A 15,787-nucleotide genomic window follows, 5' to 3' on the forward strand; every position below is an offset into this window, starting at 1 on the left:
TGGAGACGGGGTATCAACATATCTGGCGTTGACTTTTGGCACGCTGTTGAGTTCTCAAGGAACGGACGCTTCCTTTGTGCCTGTTTCACCAGGCTCTCCGGGCGCTTCCCTTCGGTCTTGCGTCTCCGACTCTATCAGATCCTTTCGGCCCTGATTTTCGCCGGTGCGATCCGGCCTTTCGGCTTTCTCGCGGTTCCAACCTTACCAGATCCGTTTCCGTCTCTGGCCCCCTGCTGGAGCGGGGTCCGGCCGATTCACTTTCGCTTCTCGACCTTTCCGACTTTATCAGATCCTTTTTCGTGTCCGGCCTGCTCCTCGATGAGGCGCAACCGTCTCGAATTCGGCTCCGAATTCTTGTCGGAATGATTTGCCTTTCGGCGTGTCCACTACTTTAGCGGCTTTTCCTGACGGCTCATAATCGGGCCGCTCGGGACTCATTTCCGGCAACGCCGAAGAAGGCCCGTCAGGGAGTCGATCGAAGTAGTTGGGTTTCCGCCGCTTCCGAGTCACGCAGATAGCGCTGCCCGTGTCCAACGGCTCGGGCTACGTTAGGCGCTTGGCAGGACAGAGTCAAGTAGCCGTGGTGGTGCGCCGCCTGGGGGTGTGGCGACGGTAGGGGCTCACGGTGGGGTCACCGTCGATCCAGTAGCGCCAGGGGTGGTCGGCGCCGTCGCCGCCGACGCCGGTGCGCGGGCCGTTGCGCACCCGGGCGGGCGGGGCCGGGGTGCCGTGCAGGATCGTGATCGGGGTGTCGGCGGGGGCGCAGACGTCGATGCCGTCCAGAGAGCGGTCGATGTCGAGGGCGGTGGCCAGACGGGCCGGGCCCTTGGCGAGCTCGTGGGTGTTGCGGGCCTTGGGGCGGCGGCCGGCGGCCAGCTGCGTGCCGGTGAGCACCTCGCCGGCACGGAGCAGGACCGCTCCCGCCTTGCCCTCCGGGCCGCAGACCAGGTTGATGCTGAACCACATGCCGTAGATGAAGTAGACGTAGGCGTGGCCGGGCGGGCCGTACATCGTGGCGTTGCGGGCGGTGCGGCCCCGGTAGGCGTGCGAGCCCGGGTCGCGCTCGCCGTCGTACGCCTCCACCTCGGTGAGGCGGAGTTCGATCGGGCCGTCGGGGCCGTGGCGTACCAGGGTGCGGCCCAGCAGGTCCGGGGCGACGTCCAGGACGGGGCGGTCGAAGAAGTCGCGTGGGAGCGGGGTGCGGTCCGGTACGTCGGTCATGGCTTCCGAGCGTAGTGGAGCGGAGCGGGTGGCTGCCGGGGCGGTTTGGGCGGGTGTGGAAACGGAATTGGGCCGATCGCTCCGTGGTGCGCAAGGATCGGGCCACGATCGACCGGCTGGGCGGAACGGCGCGTTGCGTCAGGGGAGGACGGGCATGGGGTTCAGGAAGCTGCTGGCGAGTCTCGGGGCCGGGGGCGCGTCCGTGGAGACGGTGCTCTTCGAGGAGAACGTGGTGCCCGGCGGGGTGGTGCAGGGCGAGGTGCGGATCCAGGGCGGGTCGGTGCCGCAGGCCGTCCAGGGGCTGTCGGTCGGACTACAGGCGCGGGCCGAGGTCGAGCACGGGGACGAGGAAGTGCGGCGGGACGTCGCGTTCCACCGGACACAGCTCGGCGGGGCCTTCGAAGTCCAGGCCGGGGCGGTGCACACGGTGCCGTTCGGGCTGGTGGTCCCCTGGGAGACGCCGGTCACCGCGTTCCTGGGGCATCCGCTGCCGGGGATGAGCGTCGGGGTGACGACGGAGTTGGCGATCGCGCGGGCGGTGGACTCCAGTGACCTCGATCCGGTGCAGGTGCATCCGCTGCCGGCGCAGCAGGCGATCCTGTCGGCCTTCGAGCGGCTCGGGTTCCGCTTCAAGTCCGCCGACCTGGAGCAGGGGCAGATCCACGGGACGCGGCAGCAGCTGCCCTTCTACCAGGAGATCGAGTTCTCGGCGCCGTCCCAGTACCGCGGGCTGAGTGAGGTCGAGCTGTCCTTCGTGGCGGACGACCAGGAGATGGACGTGGTGCTGGAGATGGACAAGAAGCCGGGCCTGTTCAGCGAGGGGTCGGACACCTACCGGTCGTTCACGGTGGGGCTGGAGGACTTCGAGGCGACCGACTGGGCGGGTTATCTGAACCACTGGCTGGCCGAGGTCGGCGGGCGGCGCAACTGGCTCTAACCTGGCCGGACAGAGTGTCAGCAAGCGACCAGGAGGTCCGAGGTGTCCGAGCTGAAGCGGCGGCCGCTCCCGCACGATTTCCACCCGCCGGTGGCGGAGTTCACCGTGGTGAGCGAGGAGGTGGAGCCGGGCGGAACGCTCCGGCCGGAGCAGGTGTTCGCCGAGGGGAACCGCTCGCCGCAGCTGCGGTGGGAGGGGGCGCCCTCGGGGACCAGGAGCTACGCCGTCACCTGCTACGACCCGGACGCGCCGACCGGCAGCGGGTTCTGGCACTGGGTGCTGTTCGACGTCCCGGCGTCGGTGACGGAGCTGCCGGCTGGGGCGGGCAGCGGTGAGATGAAGGGCCTCCCCGAGGGGGCCGTGCACGTCCGCAACGACTACGGGACGCGGGACTTCGGGGGCGCCGCGCCGCCGCCCGGCGACGGGCCGCACCGCTACGTGTTCACCGTCTACGCGGTGGACCAGGAGAAGCTGGGTCCCGACGCGGACGCCTCGCCCGCCGTGATCGGCTTCAACCTGCGGTTCCACACGCTCGGGCGGGCCCAGCTGATCGGCGAGTACGAGGTGCCCGCCGCCGGCTAGCGCCGACACCGGTCGGGTCGTCGGGCCCGGGAAATGCGTTGCGCCCCGGTGCTCCCCGCACGCACAGTGGTACCCGTACCGCCGCCTCCACGAGGCGGCGGGCAGCCGGTACCGCAGTGGCGGGAGCACCGGGGCGCCGGTGTGTGCGCCCCCGTTCGCCGGAGCCCCACGCACGGGGCGTCCGCGCCGGCTGCCGTTCGCTCCGGGTTCCGGGTGTCACGGGGGCCGGGACCCGGAGCGCACTCCCTTTCGCGCGCGTCGCACGGCGCTGCCGCCGCTCCGGCGCACCTCTTCTTCACGCTGCGCTCACCTGCCATTTCCCTTGTGGCACACGGAAATTGCGTTGTCCGGGAAATACCTGCCCCTGCACAGTGGAGCCACTTCGCCACGGCGGCGATCGGGGTCCGGGAGGTGGACGGGATGCGCGAGACGCTGGTGCTGAATGCGAGCTTCGAGCCGCTGGCTACGGTGTCGCTGCGGCGTGCGGTGGTGCTGGTGATGCAGGACAAGGCGGTCGTCGAGCACGCCCACCCGGGGCTGCGGATCCGAGCGGCGTCGATGGACGTGCCGGTGCCGAGGGTGATCAGGCTCAGCAGGTACGTCCGGGTGCCGTTTCGAAGACGGGCGCCGTGGTCGCGGCGCGGGGTGCTCGCCCGTGACCAGCACCGGTGCGCGTACTGCGGGAAGCGGGCGACGACCGTGGACCACGTCGTGCCGCGGTCGCACGGCGGTGGGGACACCTGGCTGAATACCGTCGCCTCGTGCGCGGAGGACAACCACCGCAAGGCGGACCGGACGCCGGAGCAGGCGGGGATGCGGCTGCTCCGGCGGCCCTTCGAACCGACCCCGGCGGATGCGCTGGTGTCGGCTCTGGGGATCTCCGTCCGGGACGAGCTGCCCGAGTGGCTGCGGGCGCTCCCGGCGTAACGCCGCGGGCGGCTGGTGGCGTCGTCCGACTCCCGTTATTTCAGGAGGAGTTGGACGATGGCCACCAGCCCGACCACGACGATCACGCCGCGTAGGGCGGCCGGTGGCAGCCGACGGCCGAGCTTCGCCCCGATCTGACCGCCGAGCGCGGAACCGACCGCGATCAGGATGACCGCGGTCCAGTCGAAGCGGGCGACGAAGAGGAAGAAGAGCGCCGCCACGCCGTTGACCAGGGCCGCGAGGACGTTCTTGAGGGCGTTCAGGCGCTGGATGTCGTCGCTGAGCAGGACGCCCATCAGGGAGAGGTAGATGATGCCCTGGGCGGCGCCGAAGTAGCCGCCGTAGACGCTGGCGAGCAGGAGGCCGGTGAACAGGGCGATGCCGCCGTCGCGATGGGCGGTGGTGCCGTTGCGGGCGCGCCGCGCGCGGACCGCGGCGGCCAGCCGGGGCTGCGCGAGGACGAGCACCAGGGCGACGGCGATCAGGCCGGGGACCACCGCGTCGAAGGCGCTGGAGGGCAGGGCCAGCAGGAGGAACGCGCCCAGCAGTCCGCCGGTGAGTGCGGCGACCGAGAAGCGCAGCACGCGGCGCCGCTGGCCGCGCAATTCGCTGCGGTACCCTATCGCGCCGCTGATCGAACCAGGCACCAGGCCGAGGGAGTTGGAGACGTTCGCGGTCACCGGCGGGAGGCCGAAGGCCAGCAGGACCGGGAAGGTGATCAGGGTTCCGGAACCGACGATGGTGTTGATGGTGCCGGCGCCCAGGCCGGCGGCGAAGACTGCGACTGCTTCCCAGAGGGACAAGCCGTTCTCCTTACAGAATCAGGGTTGCCTCCCCGCCACGGAGGTCGAGGGGCAACCCTGATCATGCACGAGTGCTGGCGCGTCGTCAGTCGATGGGCGGGGCCTGGCGCTCGGGGCCGCCGGGCTTGGGGATGTTGGCGCCGCCCGCGGGGTTGAAGTTGCCGAGGGCGCCGCCGAGGCCCTTGAGCGCGTCGCCGATCTCGCTGGGGACGATCCAGAGCTTGTTGGCGTCGCCCTCGGCGATCTTCGGGAGCATCTGGAGGTACTGGTACGACAGCAGCTTCTGGTCCGGGTCACCGGCGTGGATGGACTCGAAGACCACCCGGATCGCCTGGGCCTCGCCCTCGGCACGCAGGGCCGCGGCCTTGGCCTCGCCTTCGGCGCGCAGGATCGCGGACTGCTTCTGGCCCTCGGCGGTGAGGATCTCGGACTGCCGGACGCCCTCGGCCTGGAGGATGGCCGCGCGCTTGTCCCGGTCGGCGCGCATCTGCTTCTCCATCGAGTCCTGGATGGAGGTCGGCGGCTCGATCGCCTTGAGCTCGACGCGGTTGACGCGGATGCCCCACTTGCCGGTGGCCTCGTCGAGGACACCGCGCAGCGCCGCGTTGATCTCCTCGCGGGAGGTCAGGGTGCGCTCGAGGTCCATGCCGCCGATGATGTTGCGCAGTGTCGTGACGGTGAGCTGCTCGATCGCCTGGATGTAGCTGGCGACTTCGTAGGTGGCGGCCCGGGCGTCGGTGACCTGGTAGTAGATGACCGTGTCGATGTTGACGACGAGGTTGTCCTGCGTGATCACCGGCTGCGGCGGGAACGGCACGACCTGTTCGCGGAGGTCGATGCGGTTGCGGATGGTGTCGATGAACGGGACGACGATGTTCAGGCCGGCGTTGAGCGTGCGGGTGTAGCGGCCGAAGCGCTCGACGATGGCCGCGCTGGCCTGGGGGATGACCTGGATCGTTTTGATGAGTGCGATGAACACGAGCACCACCAGGATGATCAGGACGATGATGATCGGTTCCACAGCGGCTCCCGTGCCCTTCGTTGCTGGTCCGTCCGGCCGTGGCCGGCTTGTTGTTGATCAGTCTTTCAGAGGTGCGGGGCGTCGCGCATCGGGTTCGGTCAGATGACCAGGGCGGTGGCGCCTTCGATTTCCACCACGTCGACCTGTTGGCCCGGTTCGTAGACCCGGTCGCCGTCGAGGGCGCGGGCGGACCAGATCTCGCCGGCGAGTTTGATGCGGCCGCCGTTCCCGGCGTCGACCCGCTCCAGGACGGTGGCGGACCTGCCCTTGAGGGCGTCGATGCCGGAGGCGAGCCGCGGTCCCTGGCCGCGGTGGCGGTTGGCGATCGGTCGGACGACGGCGACCAGCGCGATCGACACCACGACGAACACCAGGAACTGCGCAACGGTGCCGCCACCGAGCGCTGCGGTGACGGCACCGGCGACGGCACCGACCGCGAACATCCCGAACTCGGGCATCGCGGTCACGACGAGCGGAATGCCCAGCCCCACGGCGGCGATGAGCCACCACACCCAAGGATCCACGGGCTCATGGTAGATCGGCCGGGCGGCCCGGGGACAGGGCGCGATCGGTCAGCCGTCGTCCGCCGCCGCGCGGTGGGAGCCCCTTGGCCCGGACGAATCCGGGCGGAGCGCGCATCGGGGGCGATGACGGGCGACCGGCGGCCTTACTTGAGGGGCAGGCCCTGCGCGGTCCAGCGGTCGTTGCCGTTGTGCTCGACGACGAGCGGGAGGCCGAAGCAGTGCGAGAGGTTGCTGGAGGTGAGTTCCAGGTCGAGCGGGCCGGCGGTGAGCACCTTGCCCTGACGGATCATCAGGACATGGGTGAAGCCCGGCGGGATCTCCTCGACATGGTGGGTGACCATGATCATCGAGGGGGCGAAGGGGTCGCGGGCGAGCCGGCCGAGGCGCCGGACCAGGTCCTCGCGGCCGCCGAGGTCGAGACCGGCGGCGGGCTCGTCGAGGAGGAGCAGCTCGGGGTCGGTCATCATGGCGCGGGCGATCAGGGTGCGCTTGCGCTCGCCCTCGGAGAGGGTGCCGAACTTCCGGTCCAGGTAGGCGTTCATGCCGAGGCGGTCGAGGAAGGCCCGGGCGCGCTGCTCGTCGATGTCGTCGTAGTCCTCGCGCCAGCTCGCGGTCATGCCGTAGGCGGCGGTGAGGACGGTCTGCAGCACCGTCTGGCTGCGCGGCAGCTTGTCGGCGAGCGCGATGCCGGCGATGCCGATGCGCGGGCGCAGGTCGAAGACGTCGACGCGGCCCAGCTGCTCGCCGAGGACCCGGGCGGAGCCGGCGCTCGGGAAGAGGTAGCTGGAGGCGACGTTCAGCAGCGTGGTCTTGCCGGCGCCGTTGGGGCCGAGGATCACCCAGCGCTCCCCCTCCTTCACCGACCACGAGACCTGGTCCACCAGAGCCCGTCCTTCGCGGACCACGGATACGTCCACCAGCTCCAGCACATCGCTCATGAGCGCACTGTCTCCCATTGCTTCTCGGTCGTCGTGTGCGCCTGTAGGCGCAGCCCCCCTGCAAACCTACGCCACTCGTTGTCAGTGCCGTTCCCTAGGCTGGGGACCATGCTCGACGAACCTCGTTCAGGACGGCTGACGGCATGGGGAAATGCCCTTCTGGCCGGATTTGTCTCACCTGATGATGCCGCACACCACATCGCGGACGACGACGCGGTGCACCGCGTCGAGGGCCTGCCCGGCGAGGGCGCCCCGGTCGGTCTGACGCTCGCCCTGGGGCGGCTGCGGGCGCTCGGCGCGACCGGCCTGCGGGTGGCGCTGCCGGTGCCGGGGCATCCGCTGGGGCTGAGCGGCCCGCCGGAGTTCAACGCGCGGGCGCTGGAGGCCGGTGAGGCGGTGCTCGCCCAGGGCGTCGGGCTCGGGCTGGTGCCGGAGGTGTTCGAGGCAGGGCCCGAGGGCGCCGCCGGCCCCGACGTCCACGTCGAGGTGGTCTGGCACTGCCTGCCGACCCGGGAGGCTCCGCCGGCCGACGTCCCGTCGCTGGGCGAGGCCGAGCGGGAGCTGGCCGAGGCACTGCGGGAGGCGACGGAGCTGCTCTCCCGGCTGGACGTGGCCGGATCCGGCCCGGTGGCCGACGCGGCGCTGGCGGCGTACCGGGCGCGGGCGGAGGCCGGCCGGCAGGTGCTGGCGCCGGGCTATCCGCCGCGCGCCGTGCGGGTGCTGGAGCTGGCCCAGCGGGTCGGCGCGCTGATCGACATCGCCGGGGCCGCGGGCGGGGACGGTCGGGAGCACGGCGCGGCCGTCAGCTCCTCGGAGATCGCGGCCCGCGCGGAGGCGCTGCGGCCGGTGGAGCGGACCGCCCGCCGGGCGCAGGTGGCGGCGTACAACTCCGCGGTGGAGGAACAGGAGCGGCGCCGGGGGTGAACGGGAGCAGGTCCCGCCGGCCATGGAGCGGCCGACGGGACCTGGGAGGACCGGGCTGAACTGCCCCGGGCGGCCCGGGAGTTGTCCCGGGCCGGCGGCGTCAGTCGTTGACGGCCGGGTTGCCGAAGGCGGAGTTGAGCACGCCGACGACGTTGACGCTGTTGCCGGTGACGTTCGCGGGGATGTGCACCGGGGCCTGGACGAGGTTGCCGGAACCGACGCCCGGGGAGTTCAGGGCCTTGCCGTCGGCGTGCGCACCGTCGTGGGCGAACGCCGAACCGGCGGCGGCACCGACGGCGAGACCGGTGGTGGCAAGGACAAGGGCGGCCTTTTTGACGCTGTTCATGGTGGCGTGTTCCTCACGTGCTGGCACAGGGCCGAAATGACGGTGTATGTGGAGGGCGGACCAGCCGCACGGCCAGGGCTGGGCGGGGCCGGTCCGGAGTGACCCGCGCGGGCCGGTGAGAGCCCGGCGCAGGGGTCAGCTGGTCGGAGCGGACGCTCCGGGCCTCACTTGTTGAGGCAGGTGTTGCCGAAGACCGGGTTGAGCAGGCCGATCACGGAGACGGTGTTGCCGCAGACGTTCACGGGGACGTGCACGGGCACCTGGGCGACGTTGCCCGAGATGACGCCCGGCGACTGCACCGCGGCACCCTGGGCCTGCGGGCCGTCGTGCGCGGAGGCGACGCCGGCGCCCGCCAGGGCGAGACCGGCGCCCGCCATCGTGATGGCCGCAACCCGCTTGATGTTCTTCACTTAGCTTGCTCCTCGTTGCCGATGCCGTGGCCAGCCGCCACGACTGCACTGGGAAACGGCCCGGCACGGAGCTGGGATACGCCAAATGGGCTACGTATACACGACAGTATGAATCTCGGATGCGCGAGGCGACGTTCGGTTCATCGTTTTGACGGTCCGTCACGATGTCGGTTCGCCCCGGGATTCAGGCCCCGATGCCGTGCCGGACGGCCCACAGCGCGGCCTGGGTGCGGTCGGCGAGGTCGAGCTTCATCAGGATGTTGGAGACGTGGGTCTTGACAGTCTTCTCCGACAGCACCAGTGCACGGGCGATCTCGCGGTTGGACCGGCCGTCCGCGATCAGCCCCAGCACCTCGCGCTCGCGGTCCGTGAGCGAACTCCCCCGGCCCTGGCCGCCGTTCCCCTCCTCCTGGGAGAGCAGGGCGCCGGCCACCTCGGGCTGGAGCAGGACGTGCCCGGCGTGCACCGAGCGGATGGCGCCGGCCAGGGCGTCCGGGTCGATGTCCTTGTAGACGTAGCCGGCGGCGCCGGCGCGCAACGCCGGGACGACGGTGCGCTGTTCGGTGAAGCTGGTGACGACCAGCACCTTGGCCGGGTTGTCGAGGGTGCGGAGCTGGCGCAGGGCCTCGATGCCGTCCATGCCGGGCATCTTGATGTCCATGAGGACGACGTCCGGGCGCAGTTGCTCGGTGGCGGCGATGCCCTCGGCGCCGTCGGACGCCTCCCCCACCACCTCGATGTCGTCCTGGACCTCCAGGAAGGTCCGCAGGCCGCGGCGCACCACCTGGTGGTCGTCGACGAGCAGCACGCGGATCGCGCGCCCCTCGCCCGTGGCCCGTTCCGTACCGCCCCGCGTGCTGTCAGCCACCGGGCACCTCCATCTCGACAGTGGTGCCCGTGCCGGGCTCCGATTCCACGGTGAGCGTGCCACCGACGCCGCCGGCGCGGTCGCGCATCGACACCAGGCCCAGGTGCCGGCCGGCCCGGCGGACCACGCGGGTGTCGAAGCCGCACCCGTCGTCGGCGATCCGCAGCAGGGCGCCCTGGCCGAACCGGGTGAGGCTGACGTCAACGCGCCCGGCGCCCGAGTGCCGCAGCGCGTTGTGCAGCGCCTCCTGGGCGACCCGGAGCATCGCCTCCTCCTGGGCGTTCGGCAGGGCCCGGATGCCTTGGGCGGCGAAGGTGACGCGGGCGGAGTGGGCCCGGTCGAGGACCTGGACCTGGGAGCGCAGGGTGGCCACCAGGCCGTCCTCGTCGAGGGCCGCGGGGCGGAGCTCCACGACGGCGGCCCGGAGCTCGTCGGCGGCCTCCGCGGCCAGCGCGGCGACCTGGTGCAGCTCGTCCTTGGCGCGGGCCGGGTCGCGGTCGACCAGGGCCGTCGCGGCCTGGGCGGTGAGCCGGAGCGAGAAGAGCTTCTGGGAGACCGCGTCGTGCAGCTCGTGGGCGAGCCGGGCGCGCTCGCCGGCGATGGTCAGCTCGCGGCTGCGCTCGTAGAGGCGGGCGTTGGTGAGGGCGATGGCGGCGTGCTGGGCGAGTATGCCCAGGAGCCGTTCGTCCTCTTCCGTGAAGAGGCAGCCGTCCTTGCGGGAAGGAGGGGTCTTGGGGCAGCGCTTGTTGGCCAGGAAGAGGGCGCCGAGGATCTCGTCGCCGTCGGCGACCGGCAGGCCCAGGAAGTCGGACATGTCCGGGTGGGCGGCGGGCCAGCCGCCGAAGCGGGGGTCCTCGCGGACGTCGGCGAGCCGCTCGGGGGTGGCGTTGTGCAGCATCGCGGCGAGGATGCCGTGCTGGCGGGGCAGCGGGCCGATGGCCTTCCACTGCTCGGCGCTGACGCCGTCCACGACGAACTGGGCGAAGCCCCCGTGGTCGTCCGGCACGCCGAGCGCGGCGTACTCGGCGTCCAGCAGCTCACGGGCCGAGGCGACGATCGTCTTGAGGACGTCGCGCACCTCCAGATGCCTGCTCATGGCCAGGATCGCGGTGCTCACCGCGGGGATTCCGGCCCCCGGTCCGTTGCTCATGTGCTCACCGTACCGGCGCGGCGAGCGGCCCGTATCGGTCCGCCGACGCCCTGTGCCTACGCCGGCGGGCCTAGGCCGAACGCCCCGCTCCGGCTCCACGCAACCCTGCTTCCTCACCCCCTTTCCATCGCGTTTATTCCGTTATGCCCCTATTCGTGTCCCCTATATAGGGGCGCACCTTATGCGGGGAGAGATTCCCCTTAGGGAGATATGTCGTACGAAGAGGGTTAGTGGGGCGGTCGCGCGAGTCAGGTCGTCATGCGGAGATGAAATCGGCACCTTTCCTCTTATATAGGGACAAGTCGGGCGAGGTCGGTAGGCGGCTTCGCGTCGATCCCGCCGGGGAGGCGGGCGGTATCGGGCACGCCTGCAAGGATCCGTGTCCCCCACCGCCACGGCGGCCCAGACTCTGGGCATGTCCTCTTCCTCTCAGGCGCACCCCGCGCCCACCCCCACGGCGAAGCACTGGACGCCCACCCACGGAGAGCCCTACCGGTCGGTGCCGTACCGGCCCGAGCGGATGCCGGCGGCCGAGTCGCTGGCCCGCGCCGCCGAGCTGCGGGAGCGGATGGACCGGCGGCGGACCGTCCGGCAGTTCTCCACCGACCCGGTGCCCGAACAGGTGGTCCGGGACGCCCTCGCCTGCGCGGCCACCGCGCCGTCCGGCGCGCACCAGCAGCCGTGGACGTTCGTCCTGGTCAAGGACCCCGAGGTGCGCCGCAGGATCAGGGCGGCCGCGGAGGCCGAGGAGCAGCGCTCCTACGAGGGGCGGCTGGGCGAGGAGTGGCTGGCGGCGCTGCGGCCGCTGGGCACGGACGAGGTCAAGCCGCACCTGACCGACGCGCCGCACCTGATCGTGGTCTTCCAGCAGCGGCACTGGCTGGGGCCGGACGGCACCAAGCGCAAGCACTACTACGTGGACGAGTCGGTGGGCATCGCGGTCGGCATGCTGCTGTCCGCGCTGCACCTGTCGGGCCTGGCGGCGCTGGTGCACACGCCCAGCCCGATGCGGTTCCTCCAGGAGGCGCTGGGGCGGCCGGCCAACGAGAAGGCGTTCGCGGTGATCCCGGTCGGGTACCCCGCGGCGGACTGTCGGGTGCCCGATCTCGTACGAAAGACCCTTGACCAAGTACTGGTAGAGGTTTGACGGCGCACAGCCCTTCCATAGGCCGCACACAGCCTGTGCGATTGCAATTACTACCGGCGAGATAAACCCCGGCCCGGTGTGACCCCGCGCATAGGGCGCAGGTCACTTACGACCCCGGTTAGTGGACATAAGGATCGTGTGTGAACTGGGAATATTCCCGTCCGGACGCATTCCGGGCCGGCCCGGTTCCACTAACCGGGGTCGTACGTCACATCATTGCTCGGCGAATTTTCGGCCGCTAAGAATGGCACCCGTCGCTCGGCGCCGTGATGAGAACTCGGCGTTATGCCGCCGCTCATGGCCCGTGCGACGCCCCCCATTGGAAGAGGTCGAGCCGCCATGTCCAAGTACGCCGTCTCCGGTCTGAAACTGACCCGTGTCCACAAGCTCACCGCCGCCGGCGTGGCCGCCGCGGGTGCCGCCGCACTGGTCTTCACCGCCGTCCCGGGTGCCGACGCCAGCCAGGGCAAGGCCGAGGCCGCCTCCGCAAGCCTGAACGTCAAGCCGGTGGCCTTCAGCGCCGTCGACACCGCCGCCCGCGCCCAGCAGGCCACCATCGCCCAGCAGGCCGACGCCTCCGCCGCCCAGGGCAAGGCCGAGGCCGCGGCCGCCAAGCAGCGGGCCGAGGCCGCCGCCAAGGCGAAGGTCGAGAAGGAGCGCCAGGTCAAGGAGGCCGCGAGCCGCGCCGCCGTCCGCCAGGCCATCCCCGCCGCCGTCCAGAAGCCGGCGAAGGTCTACCCGAACAACCTGGACGGCTGGATCCGCGAGTCGCTGGACATCATGGCCAAGAACAACATCCCGGGCAGCTACAACGGCATCTACCGCAACCTGATGCGCGAGTCGTCCGGCAACCCCAACGCGATCAACCTCTGGGACTCCAACGCCCAGGCCGGCATACCGTCCAAGGGCCTGCTCCAGGTGATCGACCCGACGTTCCGCCAGTACCACGTCGCCGGTACCTCCTGGAACATCTACGACCCGGTCGCCAACATCACCGCCGCCTGCAAGTACGCGGCCGACCGCTACGGCTCGATGGACAACGTCAACTCGGCCTACTGAGCCGGACGTCCGCCACGGACCGCGGCACCGCAGCACCGCCGAGGGGCGGCACCCGGAATCGGGTGCCGCCCCTCGGGCGTGCGTGGCGGTGACCGCGGGCGCTACTTGCGCATGACCTCCGGCTCGTGGCGGCGCAGCAGCCGCGCGACGACGAAGGCGAGCGCCACGCCCAGGGTGACCAGGATGACCACGTCCATGACGTAGACGCCGGTCTGGTGCTTCCACAGCGGGTCCGGGTTGCCGGGCTCCCACGGCAGCAGGGTGTTCATGTCCGCGGTGGCGCCGAGTGCGGCGACCGCCCAACGGGACGGCATCAGCCAGGAGAACTGGGAGACGCCGACGGTGTCGAAGAGCTGGAAGAGGACACCGGTGAAGACGACCTGGACGATGGCGAACATGACCAGCAGCGGCATGGTCTTCTCGGCGGTCTTGACCAGCGACGAGATGATCAGGCCGACCATCATCGAGGTGAAGCCGAGGGCGATGATCGCGATGGTCATCTCGACGGCCGGGGCCTTGGCGACGATCAGGCCCTGGGACGGCATCTGGCGGGTGGAGAAGCCGATCGCCGCGATGATCACGCCCTGGAGGGCGGTGGCCACACCCAACACGATGATCTTGGACATCAGGTACGCCGACCGCGAGAGGCCGGTGGCCCGTTCGCGCTCGTAGATGACCCGCTCCTTGATCAGCTCACGGACCGAGTTGGCGGCGCCGGAGAAGCACATGCCGACCGCGAGGATCAGCGAGATGGTGCTCGCGTCGCGGTTGGTCTGGTGCCTGGCGACCGGGCCGTACCCGAGGCCGTAGTCGCTGGGGATCAGCAGGGAGACCACGCCGAGGACGGCCGGCAGGATCACCATCAGGGCGAGGAAGCCGCGGTCGGAGGCGAGCACCGAGACGTAGCGGCGCATCAGGGTCCAGAGTTGGGAGCCCCAGCTCTGCGACTTCTGTATGCGGGCCGGCGGGGCCTGGACGTTGACCGACTGCGGCGGGGCGGCGTCGAGGTCGGCGGCGTACATCTGGTAGTGCGGGGAGCCGCGCCAGCGGCCCGCCCAGTCGTAGTCCCGGTAGTTCTCGAACGCCGAGAAGACATCGGCCCAGGTCTCGTACTGGAAGAAGTTCAGCGCCTCCTCGGGCGGCCCGAAGTAGGCCACCGAGCCGCCCGGGGCCATCACCAACAGGCGGTCGCACAGGGCGAGTTCGGCCACCGAGTGGGTGACCACCAGCACCGTGCGGCCGTCGTCGGCGAGGCCGCGCAGCAGCTGCATGACATCGCGGTCCATGCCCGGGTCGAGGCCCGAGGTCGGCTCGTCCAGGAAGATCAGCGACGGCTTGGTCAGCAACTCCAGGGCGACCGAGACGCGCTTGCGCTGGCCTCCGGAGAGCGAGGTGATCTTCTTGTCCTTGTGGATGTCGAGCTTGAGCTCGCGCAGCACCTCGTTGATCCGGGCCTCGCGCTCGGACTCCGCGGTGTCGCCGGGGAAGCGGAGCTTCGCGGCGTAGCGGAGCGCCTTTTGGACGGTCAGCTCCTTGTGGAGGATGTCGTCCTGCGGGACCAGGCCGACGCGCTGGCGCAGTTCGGCGAAGTGCTTGTAGAGGTTCCGGTTGTCGTAGAGGACGTCGCCCTGGTTGGCGGGGCGGTATCCGGTCAGCGCCTTGAGCAGCGTCGACTTGCCGGAGCCGGAGGGGCCGATGACGGCGACCAGCGACTTCTCGGGGACGCCGAACGAGACGTCCTTGAGGATCTGCTTGCCGCCGTCGACGGTGACGGTGAGATGGCGGGCCGAGAAGGAGACCTCGCCGGTGTCGACGAACTCCTCCAGGCGGTCGCCGACCAGCCGGAAGGTGGAGTGGCCGACGCCGACGGTGTCGTTCGGGCCGACCGGGGCGCTGCCGGACTTGGGGACCGGCTGGCCGTTGACGTAGGTGCCGTTGTGGCTGCCCAGGTCGCGGATCTCGAACCGACCGTCGGGGGTGGCCCGGAACTCCGCGTGGTGGCGGGAGACCTGGAGGTCGGAGACGACCAGCTCGTTGTCGAGGGCACGGCCGATGCGCATCACCCGGCCGGTGTCCAGGCGGTGGAAGGTGGTCGGGCTGCGGTCGCCGCCCTGGGCCGGCTCGGCCGCGCGCTGCTGCTGGGGCTGCGCGGGCTGCCGCGCCGGGACGGCCTGCTGCGGCGCGGCCTGTTGCGGCGGGACGTACGGCTGCTGGCCCTGCGGCGGGGCCTGCCAGCCCTGCTGGGCCGGCGGCTGCTGCTGCGCGGGCGGAGCCTGCCAACCCTGGTGCGGCGCGGCCGCTGCGGGCTGCGCGCTGAAGGCGTCGGCGGGCGCCGCGGCGGCGGACAGGCTCAGCCGGGGGCCGTCGGTGGCGTTGCCCAGGTGGACGGCGGCGCCGGGGCCGATCTCCAACTGCTGGACGCGCTGGCCCTGCACGTAGGTGCCGTTGGTGCTGCCGTGGTCTTCGATGAGCCAGCTGCGGCCGGACCACCGGAGGGTGGCGTGTCGCCAGGAGACCCTGGCGTCGTCGAGCACCATGTCACCCTGCGGATCACGGCCCACGCTGTAGGACCGGGACGGATCGAGGGTCCAGGTCCTTCCGTTCAGTTCCAGTACGAGTTCAGGCACTCCATGCCCCATTACATAGTCCCCCGAGTGACGCCCTGTATGGGAAGTCTAGGGATGGCGAACATCGTGCAGAACTATTTCAGGCTCGGCCCGCCGACCGGAAACCGGGACGGGAGCGGGGAACGGGGCGCTCCCGCCACATCCGGCGAACCCTCCCGGAGAGCCGGAAGGGCCCGCTCTGCCTGAAATGCCAGGAATTCAGGCCATTCGGCGCACCGGGGGCGCTCCCCACTTCCGCCGCGGACCGGAAAACGCCATACCAAAAGGGGAGTTGGAGCGCCAGCCGGGTCCCCCGGGCCGGTG

General features: G+C 70.8%; 16 protein-coding genes. 6 read left to right on the forward strand and 10 right to left on the reverse strand.

The genetic code is table 11. The features are described 5' to 3' along the window. Nucleotides 1-570 precede the first annotated feature (570 nt). Nucleotides 571-1,221 carry a DNA-3-methyladenine glycosylase gene (locus ACJ6WD_RS34910; RefSeq protein WP_407617231.1) on the reverse strand — a complete coding sequence of 217 codons (651 nt, stop codon included), beginning with the start codon at nt 1,219-1,221 and terminating at the stop codon, nt 571-573. A gap of 154 nt (nt 1,222-1,375) precedes the next feature. On the opposite strand from ACJ6WD_RS34910, the gene ACJ6WD_RS34915 reads away from it, so the two are divergent. From ACJ6WD_RS34915 to ACJ6WD_RS34925, 3 genes are all read left to right on the forward strand, one after another. Further along, nucleotides 1,376-2,158, forward strand: coding sequence for a sporulation protein (locus ACJ6WD_RS34915; RefSeq protein ID WP_407617232.1), 783 nt, complete (start codon nt 1,376-1,378; stop codon nt 2,156-2,158). Between the two features lie 42 nt (nt 2,159-2,200). Beyond that, on the forward strand, nt 2,201-2,740 hold the full coding sequence (locus ACJ6WD_RS34920; protein WP_331249285.1) for a YbhB/YbcL family Raf kinase inhibitor-like protein: 540 nt from the start codon (nt 2,201-2,203) through the stop codon (nt 2,738-2,740). A 420-nt stretch (nt 2,741-3,160) separates the two neighbouring features. Next, a complete protein-coding gene (locus ACJ6WD_RS34925) occupies nt 3,161-3,667 on the forward strand; it encodes an HNH endonuclease (protein WP_016571696.1) in 507 nt (168 codons plus the stop codon). A 35-nt stretch (nt 3,668-3,702) separates the two neighbouring features. On the opposite strand, the gene ACJ6WD_RS34930 is transcribed toward ACJ6WD_RS34925, so the two are convergent. The 4 genes from ACJ6WD_RS34930 to ACJ6WD_RS34945 form a co-directional block, all read right to left on the reverse strand. After that, the gene (locus ACJ6WD_RS34930) at nt 3,703-4,470 is read right to left on the reverse strand and encodes a sulfite exporter TauE/SafE family protein (RefSeq protein ID WP_233658333.1); all 768 of its coding nucleotides are present in this window, start codon (nt 4,468-4,470) and stop codon (nt 3,703-3,705) included. Nucleotides 4,471-4,555: 85 nt separating this feature from the next. Continuing rightward, nucleotides 4,556-5,491 (reverse strand): SPFH domain-containing protein, encoded by a 936-nt coding sequence (locus ACJ6WD_RS34935; protein WP_016571698.1) that lies wholly within the window; start codon nt 5,489-5,491, stop codon nt 4,556-4,558. A 98-nt stretch (nt 5,492-5,589) separates the two neighbouring features. After that, nucleotides 5,590-6,003, reverse strand: a complete 414-nt coding sequence (locus tag ACJ6WD_RS34940) for an NfeD family protein (RefSeq protein WP_016571699.1) — start codon at nt 6,001-6,003, stop codon at nt 5,590-5,592. A 155-nt stretch (nt 6,004-6,158) separates the two neighbouring features. Beyond that, nucleotides 6,159-6,971, reverse strand: coding sequence for an ABC transporter ATP-binding protein (locus ACJ6WD_RS34945; protein WP_233658332.1), 813 nt, complete (start codon nt 6,969-6,971; stop codon nt 6,159-6,161). Between the two features lie 90 nt (nt 6,972-7,061). Here ACJ6WD_RS34945 and ACJ6WD_RS34950 point away from each other — a divergent pair, with 90 nt between their 5' ends. Continuing rightward, on the forward strand, nt 7,062-7,877 hold the full coding sequence (locus ACJ6WD_RS34950; RefSeq protein ID WP_407617233.1) for a hypothetical protein: 816 nt from the start codon (nt 7,062-7,064) through the stop codon (nt 7,875-7,877). Nucleotides 7,878-7,977: 100 nt separating this feature from the next. Here ACJ6WD_RS34950 and ACJ6WD_RS34955 read toward each other — a convergent pair whose 3' ends face one another. From ACJ6WD_RS34955 to ACJ6WD_RS34970, 4 genes are all read right to left on the reverse strand, one after another. Beyond that, complete coding sequence (locus ACJ6WD_RS34955) at nt 7,978-8,223, reverse strand: chaplin (RefSeq protein WP_331249283.1); 246 nt, start codon at nt 8,221-8,223, stop codon at nt 7,978-7,980. 164 nt (nt 8,224-8,387) lie between these two features. After that, a complete protein-coding gene (locus tag ACJ6WD_RS34960; RefSeq protein ID WP_037636040.1) occupies nt 8,388-8,600 on the reverse strand; it encodes a chaplin in 213 nt (70 codons plus the stop codon). Nucleotides 8,601-8,817: 217 nt separating this feature from the next. After that, nucleotides 8,818-9,501, reverse strand: a complete 684-nt coding sequence (locus ACJ6WD_RS34965) for a response regulator transcription factor (protein WP_233658331.1) — start codon at nt 9,499-9,501, stop codon at nt 8,818-8,820. Then, on the reverse strand, nt 9,494-10,651 hold the full coding sequence (locus ACJ6WD_RS34970) for a GAF domain-containing sensor histidine kinase (RefSeq protein WP_233658330.1): 1,158 nt from the start codon (nt 10,649-10,651) through the stop codon (nt 9,494-9,496). The genes ACJ6WD_RS34965 and ACJ6WD_RS34970 overlap by 8 nt, the downstream gene beginning before the upstream one ends. A gap of 415 nt (nt 10,652-11,066) precedes the next feature. Here ACJ6WD_RS34970 and ACJ6WD_RS34975 point away from each other — a divergent pair, with 415 nt between their 5' ends. Both ACJ6WD_RS34975 and ACJ6WD_RS34980 read left to right on the forward strand, forming a co-directional pair. Next, nucleotides 11,067-11,798 (forward strand): nitroreductase family protein, encoded by a 732-nt coding sequence (locus tag ACJ6WD_RS34975; RefSeq protein ID WP_407617234.1) that lies wholly within the window; start codon nt 11,067-11,069, stop codon nt 11,796-11,798. 339 nt (nt 11,799-12,137) lie between these two features. Then, nucleotides 12,138-12,857: a transglycosylase SLT domain-containing protein gene (locus ACJ6WD_RS34980; protein WP_233658326.1), complete on the forward strand. Its 720-nt coding sequence runs from the start codon at nt 12,138-12,140 to the stop codon at nt 12,855-12,857. A gap of 101 nt (nt 12,858-12,958) precedes the next feature. Here the strand turns inward: ACJ6WD_RS34980 and ACJ6WD_RS34985 are convergent, their stop codons facing one another. Continuing rightward, nucleotides 12,959-15,496 carry an FHA domain-containing protein gene (locus ACJ6WD_RS34985; protein WP_407617235.1) on the reverse strand — a complete coding sequence of 846 codons (2,538 nt, stop codon included), beginning with the start codon at nt 15,494-15,496 and terminating at the stop codon, nt 12,959-12,961. Between the last annotated feature and the right edge of the window lie 291 nt (nt 15,497-15,787).

Source organism: Streptomyces sp. VTCC 41912 (genome assembly GCF_045799175.1).
GTDB lineage: Bacteria > Actinomycetota > Actinomycetes > Streptomycetales > Streptomycetaceae > Streptomyces > Streptomyces albulus_C.